Annotated in this window: 10 protein-coding genes and 2 pseudogenes; 7 read left to right on the forward strand and 5 right to left on the reverse strand. The window is 64.6% G+C overall.

The window, feature by feature from the left end:
• The 3 genes from AB0M29_RS44375 to AB0M29_RS44385 all read left to right on the forward strand — a co-directional run.
• Positions 1 to 873 (forward strand): hypothetical protein (locus tag AB0M29_RS44375; protein WP_365393394.1); only part of this gene is annotated, 873 nt, incomplete at its 5' end.
• A 723-nt stretch (positions 874 to 1596) separates the two neighbouring features.
• A complete protein-coding gene (locus tag AB0M29_RS44380) occupies positions 1597 to 2289 on the forward strand; it encodes a TIGR02391 family protein (protein WP_365393397.1) in 693 nt (230 codons plus the stop codon).
• Entirely contained in the window at positions 2286 to 2867 is a 582-nt protein-coding gene (locus AB0M29_RS44385; protein ID WP_365393400.1) for a hypothetical protein, read from the forward strand. Before AB0M29_RS44380 ends, AB0M29_RS44385 begins: the two co-directional genes overlap by 4 nt.
• A 22-nt stretch (positions 2868 to 2889) precedes the next feature.
• Here the strand turns inward: AB0M29_RS44385 and AB0M29_RS44390 are convergent, their stop codons facing one another.
• The 5 genes and pseudogenes from AB0M29_RS44390 to AB0M29_RS44410 all read right to left on the reverse strand — a co-directional run bounded on the left by AB0M29_RS44390 (position 2890) and on the right by AB0M29_RS44410 (position 6648).
• A complete protein-coding gene (locus AB0M29_RS44390) occupies positions 2890 to 3198 on the reverse strand; it encodes a hypothetical protein (RefSeq protein WP_365393403.1) in 309 nt (102 codons plus the stop codon).
• A 586-nt stretch (positions 3199 to 3784) separates the two neighbouring features.
• Positions 3785 to 4708, reverse strand: coding sequence for a nucleotidyl transferase AbiEii/AbiGii toxin family protein (locus tag AB0M29_RS44395; RefSeq protein WP_365393406.1), 924 nt, complete (start codon positions 4706 to 4708; stop codon positions 3785 to 3787).
• 29 nt (positions 4709 to 4737) lie between these two features.
• Complete coding sequence (locus tag AB0M29_RS44400) at positions 4738 to 5919, reverse strand: type IV toxin-antitoxin system AbiEi family antitoxin domain-containing protein (protein ID WP_365393409.1); 1182 nt, start codon at positions 5917 to 5919, stop codon at positions 4738 to 4740.
• Positions 5920 to 6198: 279 nt separating this feature from the next.
• A pseudogene (locus AB0M29_RS44405) lies at positions 6199 to 6345 on the reverse strand (IS5/IS1182 family transposase); the annotation flags it as partial.
• Between the two features lie 78 nt (positions 6346 to 6423).
• Positions 6424 to 6648 carry a hypothetical protein gene (locus AB0M29_RS44410; RefSeq protein WP_365393412.1) on the reverse strand — a complete coding sequence of 75 codons (225 nt, stop codon included), beginning with the start codon at positions 6646 to 6648 and terminating at the stop codon, positions 6424 to 6426.
• Between the two features lie 448 nt (positions 6649 to 7096).
• On the opposite strand from AB0M29_RS44410, the gene AB0M29_RS44415 reads away from it, so the two are divergent.
• The 4 genes and pseudogenes from AB0M29_RS44415 (at position 7097) to AB0M29_RS44430 (ending at position 9889) form a co-directional block, all read left to right on the forward strand.
• On the forward strand, positions 7097 to 7360 hold the full coding sequence (locus AB0M29_RS44415; RefSeq protein WP_365393415.1) for a helix-turn-helix transcriptional regulator: 264 nt from the start codon (positions 7097 to 7099) through the stop codon (positions 7358 to 7360).
• Between the two features lie 170 nt (positions 7361 to 7530).
• Positions 7531 to 7911: pseudogene (locus tag AB0M29_RS44420) on the forward strand (DUF6083 domain-containing protein); the annotation flags it as partial.
• Positions 7912 to 7992: 81 nt separating this feature from the next.
• On the forward strand, positions 7993 to 8448 hold the full coding sequence (locus AB0M29_RS44425) for a hypothetical protein (RefSeq protein WP_365393420.1): 456 nt from the start codon (positions 7993 to 7995) through the stop codon (positions 8446 to 8448).
• Positions 8429 to 9889 (forward strand): UvrD-helicase domain-containing protein, encoded by a 1461-nt coding sequence (locus AB0M29_RS44430; RefSeq protein ID WP_365393418.1) that lies wholly within the window; start codon positions 8429 to 8431, stop codon positions 9887 to 9889. The genes AB0M29_RS44425 and AB0M29_RS44430 overlap by 20 nt, the downstream gene beginning before the upstream one ends.
• Positions 9890 to 10020 lie beyond the last annotated feature (131 nt).

Here is a 10020-nt window from a genome sequence, read left to right on the forward strand (position 1 = left end):
GCCGCCCAGGCCGCCCTCTGGCCACACTCGGATGGACGTGATCAACCAGGACTCACGTGCTCAACCGGACAGAAGCGCAACACGCAAAGTCCCTGGGCTCTGGGGCGCGAGAACGTCGTGCTCAAGCTGGTCTGCGACGCGCTGAGCGACGAGGGACGAACGCTGACGGTCGTTGGTCGTCCTGATCTAGAGAAACAAGTACTCACGGTGGATGCACTCATAGAGGTCACCGAAGGTGGTGCGTCCCGCACCTGGGCAGCAGACATCGCGTTGGCTTCCAAGAAGTTCGACGGGAACATACCGGCGGCCATGAAGGCCCTGGAGCAGAACCTCCTCCCGAGACTGGAGGCACTCGCTGCTCAACTGTCGCGGGCCGTGATGGTTGGTTGTAAGCCCTATGTGCGCTCCGACAGGCACACGCGTGGCGAGTGGCGGTCCCTCATGGGCGAGTACGAGGACAACATCTATGACCGAGTGTTCATGGCTGCCATGCGTCCGTCAGGGGAGTGGCACGACTCCGAGGTGACCATCAGTTGGCAGGGGGCAACCTCGGCACTTGCAGATGGTCGGCGTGTCCTCCTGAGCTACCACGATCCAAAGATCGAAGAAGGGTTCCGCTTCTCCCCGGCCGTTGAGAAGAAGCTCCAGAACCAGCTAGCGCGAGCCCAGGCCGCTGGGTACCCAACCATGCTGATCCTCGACCAGAAGCCGCCCACCTACGTGCGCTGGGCGCTGAACAGTGAGCCCACTCCCTACAACATCGGGTGCGGGCTGGCCTTCGTGACGTCTTGGCTCAAGGGGAAGCTCGACGTAGGTGTGCTTGTCCAGTCTGACGACAGCGTGCACGTGGTGTACGGCTCGTTGACGGGCTGACCCCCGCAGCTTGGACGTCGCCGATCACCTATGAGCAAGTCTCCCGGTTGTACGTCAACGTCCGTTGCGTGGTGGTAAGTTCACCCCGAGGGCGGCGCACCAGAGGCCGCAGTCTTCCAGCTACTTACAACTTTCAGAACAGCCTGCACTCATATCCCAGGTACGGCGACAGCCGAAAGGGAGCTTGTAATGGTTCGTTCATCGAAAGGAAGTAACTCAGTTGGAATGGTTTCAGAATCTGGTACATGCACTACAGGGCTTCACCGGCAACGGTCTGTCTACGTTTTTGGCTCACGTGCCGCTCGCGGTGGTGGGTGTTGGCGTTCTCTACCTATTTCTTGTTTTCCCGTTCCTCCGGGCTGATGCTCGGGCGGACGTGTTGAAGTTGGTGAGGCTCTACGTCGACTGGGCAAAGGTTGCACGGGGTAAGTAGGTAGTGCATGAGCCCCCGGCCACCGCGCCGGGGGCTCGCTCTTTAAGGGGAATGCGCGATAGCGCATGTCGTAGGTACGACAAGGCCCCGTAGTGATGTCGTCCAACGACACGCTTACACGCGGCCTGGGTGAGGGTGGGGTGCGCTTGGCTTCCTGCCAACCACCCCCTCACGAAGGAACCTTTATCGCGAGCCCGCGAGTGACTTCAAAAGCACGAATATGATCCACTTGCGGGTGATCTTCGAAAAATTCTTTGACGCGCTGACGCCCGCGGGAGTATAAGAGAGCTATGATCGCTCTCGCGCCGCAAGATGCTGTAGAACTCCCCGTCGATGAACTTGCGCTGATTGTGCTGCAAGACATAGTTAAGACCAACGCGTGGAACTCGTACAACTATTGTCTTCACTACACTCAAGACGTGACCTATCGAAGTCATGGCCAAGCGGTTAATGCGGTAGCCGAAGCGGTTGACTGGCTGCGTGCTCATGGCATGCTTGCGACCAAGCCTGGCGAGACTAGTGGAAACGGAATCTTCGTAACCCGACGTGGACATCAGGCACTCACCCAAGACATCCCTGCGGTACGGAGTATTAACCGCCTACAGGAGAATCTGCACCCCCTCATTGAGGTGAAGGCGCGACGACAGTTCCTGCTAGGAGAGTACGAGAACGCCATCTTCGTAGCGATGAAGGCTGTAGAGGTGAGGGTGCGGACTTTGGGTGGCTTCCCTCATGACGCAATCGGCGTAGACCTCATGACGCGGGCTTTCAAGCCTGGTGGCCCACTGGCCGATTCCACGACCCCGGGTGGTGAGGTTGAAGGAACTATGGCGCTCTTCCGTGGAGCGTACGCGGTGCTTCGAAACCCTTCCGGTCACCGTGAAGTGTCCTTCGACGACGTAACTGAGGCTTCAGAGGCGGTTATGACTGCGAGTCTGCTCATGCGGATGCTCGACAAGATTGAGAGGCGGATCAACACGTGAGCGAGGACGAAGATTTCGACCGGCTCAGTGCCAAGCTTGCGCCCGAGGCGGTAGCGGCAACGCTAATACGGGCTGGATGCTTTCTGTCTGCCTACGAGTTAATCAAGCCGCAGATCATCGACAGTGTGCACGATTTTTTCTGGCGTGGTTTTGATGGGGGTAAGCACCTCTACGACGAAGCTCGGTACGCAGAGTCTGTTCTTGCGCTGAATCCCAAAAATAGATATCTGGCCTCGTGCGCGTGGCTCGTGAGTATGGAAGCACTTACCGAGGAACAAGTCACCTCGCTCGGGGAGATTCAGAAGCACCGGCACGAGATAGCTCATGAGCTGCCCAAGTTGTTGGTTGACCCCGATTTTGAGGTTCGGACTGATCTCCTTGCTGCCGCCGTGGAGTGTGTTCGTCGCCTCGGAGTCTTCTGGGGTTCGATCGAGGCTGACATTAACCCTCAGTTCGACGGACAAGAAGTGGACTACGAGGGCATCAAATCCGGGTCGTTCCTCCTGATGGAGTACCTAGCCTCGATCGCTGGCGTCAGTGCTAAGAACAACGAAACCCGGCCAGGCGAGAACGCATAGCCGGGCTTCGTCATCTCGCAGGCTAGGTAGATTGATCGCTCAGCCGTGCCCCATGCTTCCGCAACAGCCGCGTCACGCTACTCAGGCTGATCCCGTACTTTGCGGCAAGCTCCTTCCGAATGGTGCCCGCGTGGAACTCACCAATAAGAGCTGAGACCTGCTCGTCGCTCAGCTTGTCCACGACGCGGCCCCGGCTTGGTGCTCGACCGGTTGACGTGATGTTGACGCGACCAACCTCGACCCGCCCCCGCTCCGCGTGCAGGGCTTTGAGGCTGGCCACCAGGTCGGCGGCTACCTCAGGGTGGTTCGAGTACCTACGTACAAGGTCCACCCGCGCTCCTGGCCCGGATCGAGTTCCCTCCGCCGCCACCGGTCCGCACCACCTCCCTGCAGCCCGCGGCCGTCCGTGGCCTGGTGGAGCCGACAGCAACCCGGAACTGCCCCCACTGTCAGCAGCCCGTCACAATCGTCGCCCCGCTGGCTACCCCCGCCCGAGGCCGCCCGCCGGACGATGCGCCACCGCACCGACGTCGTCCCGCTGCGGCGAACCCCATGACCGGCACCTTCACGCTCGCGCAGGTCGACGAGTTGGTCACCCGCAGCCACAGCGACAGCTCCCGCACCTTCGTCTTCTCGACCACCGTGGACCAGCCAGACAGTGTCTGCTGAGCCAGCGAAATCTCGCACTGCTGGATCGACAGCATCACCATCAGCAACCTGGTCCCCGAGACCGACCACGTCCTTCGCGCCGGCTTTGGCTGACCTTCACCGTTCAACAGCGCCCGGCGACCTGACGGTCGCCGGGCCGTAAAGCGGTGTCGTCAGGCCGGTGATGCATCCACGGCGGGGAGCCGTTCCGTTCCGCCGCCGGAGGGGAGGAAGACAGTGCGGCTGGCGAGGAACCAGGCGCCGTCGATCTACTCCCAGGTGGCTCGGTCGGGCTGCCAGCACCCGGTGGCCGAGCCGTCGAGTAGGGGATCGAGGAAGGCTCCAGCCGCTCTGGCCGCCTCCTCATAGGTTCGGCAGCCATTGAGCCCGAGGACCAGGGTGGCTTGCTGGGGATATCCGGTCGGCCAGTCAGGAGCCGGAGCCTCGAACCGCGGGGGGAGTTGGACGGGGATGCCCGTTGCGGTCCGCCGGTTGGCTTCCCGGCGTATGGCGTCACGTGCTGCGGCGGCCTGGACGGTCTCCTGCTGGGTGAGGAGCAGCAGGTCAGCGAGATCGCGATACCGATTTGAGGCGAACTTTCCATTTTCTCCGTGTCGTTCATACATTGCACAGATTTTGTCGGCGATGTGGTCGAGCACCGGGTACAGACGCACCATAGGCCAGTCGGAGGGCCATTCGACGGCCACCGGCGGGGTCAGCTCGCGGACCTCGGGGATCCCCATCAGATTGCGCCCGACGACGAGATCAACTTTGATGTGGGCGGCTTGTGTGGGTCCGAGTGCGACGTCGAAGTGCTGTGCCCCTCCGCGATCGCCGTCACTGTGAGCGTCAAACCGCGTGGGGGTGAAACTTAGGAAGTCGCCAAGATCCATGGCGGCCGCTGTGAGCAGCGCCTGCCGGGCCTGTTCGGCGGTGCGGTCTGGGGAGGCGCTTTGCAGGTCGATGTCGCGGCTGAGGCGGGCTGCGCCGGCGTAGCGGACAAGGAGCGCTTGGCCGCCCTTGATGAGCCAGTCGTCTGGCTCGGCGATGAAGACCCGTGCCGCGAGGCGGTTGAAGTACCAGATGTCCTGAAGTTGAGCGACTGGCATGCCGTGCTGCTTGGACATGGTCTGCGCGGCCTGGCGCAGTGCGGCTCTCAACGCCGCGGGAGTTGTATAGGTCTTGTCGCTCATGGTCCCCTTCTTCAAGCCCGGCGCCGACTCTAGGTGACTGGGCGGGGGGTGCCAGCAGCATCGTGATCGTCTCCCGACGGCTCTGTGTCGGGGGTCTCCTCAAGGGGCAACGGCGGTAGTGGTGTGCTGCGCATGCCCTTCAGCGCGGCGGTGATGGCCGGGTGGGGCTGCGCGGCCGGGCCTTGGAGCGCGCGCCAGGGTTCAGTCCCCAGCGCTGCGGCAACCGCTTCTGCCCATTGCGTGCCCAGCGACCCCAACGGATTGTGCAACGCTGCCGCCACTGCTGCTGTGCTGCCTGTCAGCGGGGAGGCCAGCGCTGCATGCAAGGCTTCGGCGGCCGGCGAATGCAGCCAGGCACCATGCGAGCGAAGGGCTTCCGAGAGAGCGCTGAGCTGAAGCTGGAGGGCAGATGCTGGCATGGCCCGGATTGCTTCGAGGACTGCTGCGTTTGCCGGACTCGGATTCTCCTGACCCTTCGTTGTGGCCAGGTGGGGGCTGAGTAGTTGCACGGCGCGGTCGAAACCTTGCTGTGCGGCACGCTCGATCTCCTGGGCGCGCAGAACGCCGCCAGCTTGCTGCACCAGGTGCTCAAGGAGGGTGCGACCGTCGGTGTCGGCGGGCAGGCCGTAGCCGCGGGCGTAAGGCTGCACGCGTCCGGCGAGTTCGTCGAGGGAGATCGAGCCGCGATGGTCCGCGTCGGCAATGACGGCGCCGACGTGGCCACCGTCTGTTTTGGCCTGCAACAGGTCGACGATCGTTCGGGTTACCGAGGTGACCGGCAGACCGTCAATGATCACGATGTCCGAGGGATCGAGGGGAGCGATCCTGAGGTGGACGAACCGGTCCGTCGTGGTTCGCCGCCTAGGGACGCTGATCTCGACCGTCGGTGCCGGGACGTCGCCCAGCCCGTGTACCTGGCAGGCGGAGGCGTGCGAAATCACTCCGGAGTCCGGACCCCCTCGCTCGCGTGCCCACGCTGGCACCGATGGCTGCAAACGCAGCCACGCCACCTTGATCTCCAGGTGCTGCGGCTGGCCGGCTGCGGCCAGGAGGTACACGCCGCGTCCGACAACCTCTATCAAGCCAGCCTCTGCCAGCCTCCTGAGTTGCACACTATTCAGGCCTGCAGCCTTGGCCTGGGCGGTCGTGACCAGGCCCCACTGATCTGAGGCGACTCCCCCCAAGAGTCCCAGCTGCTCACCTCGGTCCATGCAGTAATAGTGACATGACTTCGCAGAGATAGTAACTCTCAGATGTAACTATCTCTGCGATGATCAGAGATCAATTGTAACTATCTCTGTTTTTGATCATCCACCTTGCATCTCTCGCTGGCACCGCCGCTTCGGTTCGGCTGGGGTCGGGTGATCGTCCACGGCGCTGTGAGCTGGGAGGATTCACGCTTTTGGGCGGCGTTTCGTTCCGAACGCCAGCGGTCACCTGCCGCCCGCTGGTCGTGGACGCCCTGCCTGGTTCACGGCGGTGGTGTGCCGCTATCCGGAGAGCGCGAGGTTGTGAAGCTGCCCAACGGTGAGCACAGCCTGATGCTTCCCTGCCCCGCGTACGCGGCAGTCTCGCAAGATCTTCCAGTTGATCATCCGGGCGAAGACGTGCTCGACGCGGGTGCGGGCCCCGCGGTGGACGGTGTTGTCGGCTTCTGCTCCGCAGTGAGGCGCCTCTGTCCGCGCTGGCCCCCGACGACAACAATGAGTCCCGATTCACCAGCAGGCTGCTGCGTCGTCCCAGACCTGCGTCTGTTCTTCGCCTTTGTCGAACTCGAGCACCTGCTGCGCCTTGGAAGGTGCATCCGGGACGTCGGCGGAAGGACGGGTCGGTGACCACTGCGGCACCGCGGCGGTGCCAGGGATGGCGGCACAGCAGCCGTGGCAGGTGTCCGCCAGTTGCCAGATGGGGGAGTTGGCGTCGTGAGTGAGGGCAAGCACGACGGGCCCCGAACAGTCTCGACGCCTTCGGTGCCATACGCAGCCTCGCTTGCCGCATTGGCATGACCGCAGGTGCGTGGGAGTGACGTCGCTCCGCGCGTGCCGAGCCAGGTGATGCAGTGCCACCTCGCGGAGTGCCGTGGAAGCCGACACGACACGATCAAGCGGGCCACACGTGCGGCAGACCGCTACCGGCTGAGCACGAGCGGTGCCGGTGGTGACCATCCAAACGCGTGGCGGGAAGGCGGTGAGCCTGCCAGGCCCCATGGTGCTCCCTACGTCTGCTGTCGGCTCGGGCGCTGCGCCGAGGGCGGCAACCGGGCGGGTTGCTCCGGCGTGCCGGACACCATAGTGCAGACCTCTGCCCTTTTGTGGATCCCTCGTATGGCCACAATTAGGGCAGAGGTCTGCACTGACAGTGCAGGGGTCTGCACCGTCGGATGGACGAGTGACGATCTACCAGCCCGATCCGGACTTCGATGCGCTCCGCCTGGAGCTCTCGCGGCTGCGGGCGGAGCGCGGCTGGACCTACGACCAACTCGCCGACCGCACCGGCCTGTCCCGCCGCACGCTCATCGAGATCGAGCAGGGCCGCACCATCGGCACCCTCAAGACATGGCACGCCCTCGCCCACGCCATGGACACCTCATTCGACCAACTCCTGGGCACCCTCTGCGCCGACCACGAGGCACCCGGCACTCCCTCCACCTGACGGCGACCCGCAGGCGTCAGAGGCAGGACCCGTGTCGCCGTAGGTCGGCCACCGTAGGCGAAAGTCTGGTCGAACGCATGGGAACACCTAATCGAGCAATGCGGCCAGTCGGGTGATGGGCGCGGACACGGTCGCGTCGGTGCGGCGTGTCTGCTGCGATCTTCATCAGCATGCTCTCCACCCGCCCGCACCTCTGTCGCTGGGACCGCGACTCAGGCGACTCCCCCCACCGCCCGCCGCACAATGCGCCCCGCTCAGACAGGCATCCGCCGCGCCGCGGCCAGACCCACCACTGCCCCGACTGCGGCAACCCCGTCCAGTGGTACGCCCGCGCTGACCGACGCCCCGTACTGCTGCACCCCCAAGAACTGCCTGCGGCCGCAGTCCCCGAGACCAACCGCTGGCACGTCAACTCCGGTATCGCCTACCCCTCGGGCGACGGCACCGACTGGTGCCGCCTTCTCCACTCTGCCCTGTGCCCGTTCCGCACCCCCGAACCACCCGTGCCAACCCTGTGGGAACTGCGGCGCGCCCTGGCCCGCCACACCCGGCGCCTGATCGACACTGGGACCTTCATTCCCCGTCGCGACTCAGTCACCGCACCCCGCAGTTGCCACCCGACCCGGCCGGTCGTGCAGATCCTCGGCATCCGCTACCTTGCCGCACGCCCGATCGAGGACATCCGCTGCGTGGCCCTGACCGCCATCCGCCGGACCCGCTGCCCCCAAGCCTTGCCCGACCTTTCCTGGCCTCCAGGGACCTGGCGACTGCTTCCTGCCGCTGCCACGAGCGGCCAGCTTGCCCTGCCCGCCAGCCTGCACATGGCCGTATACGACCTGTCAGCCCTGCCATATGCCGAACAACTGCGGTGGCGCACCCAGCGCTGCCCCCGACACACCCGCGCCACCGACGAAGCAGCCACCACCGACTGGGAACCCTTCAACCCACTCATCCACCGCGAGCACATCCACGCCCGACTGCCCGACCAGATCCAATCCAGCCACCCGGCCGGATCCCGCACAATCCCTGATCCTGACGACGCAGCCCCCACCTTCCCGGAGACCGACGGTGCCCACACCGACCGATGAACAAGCCGCCGCCGCACGGGCCTTCCAAGCTGGCGACCACCTAGCCATCCAGGCAGGCGCTGGAACGGGAAAGACCACCACGCTGGCCCTGCTCGCCCAAGGCACCCCTCGCCATGGGCGCTACCTCGCCTACAACCGCGCCATCGCCACCGACGCCAAGCGCCGCTTCCCCGCCACCGTCACCTGTGCGACCTCTCACTCCCTGGCCTACTCAGCCCTCGGCCACCGCTACCGCGACCGCCTGAACGCCCCCCGACGCCCCGCCTGGAAAACCGGCGAAGATCTCGGCATCACCCGCATCATCCGGGTCGGCCCGCACGAGATCACACCTCGCGTCCTGTCCCACAGCGTCATGAGCACGGTCACCCGCTTCTGTCACTCCGCGCACCCCACCCTCACCACCCAGCACGTGCCTCTACTCCGCGGGCTCGAAGCCCCCACCCTCCACGCCGAACTGGCCCATCACGTGCTCCCGTTCGCCCAAAAGGCGTGGAACGACCTGCAACGGCCCGACCACGGCATCGCCCGCTTCGACCATGACCACTACCTCAAACTCTGGGCCCTGACCCACCCACGCATCCCCGTCGACTACCTCCTGCTCGACGAAGCCCAGGACACCAACCCCGTCGTCGAACAGGTCTTCCTCAACCAGCGCGACCACGCTCAACTGGTCATGGTCGGCGACTCCGCCCAGGCCATCTACCACTGGCGCGGCGCCAAAGACGTCATGACCACCTTCGACGCAACCCACTTGACCCTCTCCCGCTCCTTCCGCTTCGGCCCCGCCCTCGCTGAAGAAGCCAACCGCTGGCTGGCCCTCGCCAGCGCCCCCATTCGCCTGACCGGCACCGACACCATCCCCACCGGCCTGGGAACGTGCACCTCGCCCGCCGCCGTACTGTGCCGCACCAATGTCGGCGCCATGAGCGAAGTACTTCACCTCCTCCACGCCGGCCACCGCACAGCCCTCGTCGGCGGCGGCACCGCCCTGCGCTCCCTGGCACTGGCCGCACGAGACCTCAAAGAGAACCGCCGCACCACGCACCCCGAACTCGTCCTGTTCCCCCACTGGGGTGCCGTACAGGACTACGCCTCCCACGACCCGTCCGGAGCCGAACTCCAACCACTCGTCGACCTCGTCGACCGCCACGGCACCGAGACCATCATGGCCGCCATCGATCAACTGACCGACGAAACCCACGCCCAGGTAACCGTCTCTACCGCCCACAAAGCCAAAGGCCGCGAATGGACGTCCGTAAGAATCGCCAACGACTTCACCCCGCCCAAAGACACCGACACCCGCGACGAGAAAGGCAACCCCGTACCCGGACCCGTCGACGAAGCCGAGGCACGCCTGGCCTACGTCGCAGTAACCCGCGCCCGCCACCACCTCGACCGAGGCAGCCTCGCCTGGATCGACAACCATCCCGACAGTCAATGACCCACACGCACGCTCGCCGCGGACCCAGAACCCTAGTAGGGTGTGTCCAGTTAACGGCTGATCTTGATTGTTGGGGTTCAGTTGTTGGCCGGGGTGAGCCGGCCCTCGAAGGCGATCTGGAAGGCGTTCAG

This window comes from Streptomyces sp. NPDC051976 (assembly GCF_040680795.1).
Classification (GTDB): domain Bacteria; phylum Actinomycetota; class Actinomycetes; order Streptomycetales; family Streptomycetaceae; genus Actinacidiphila.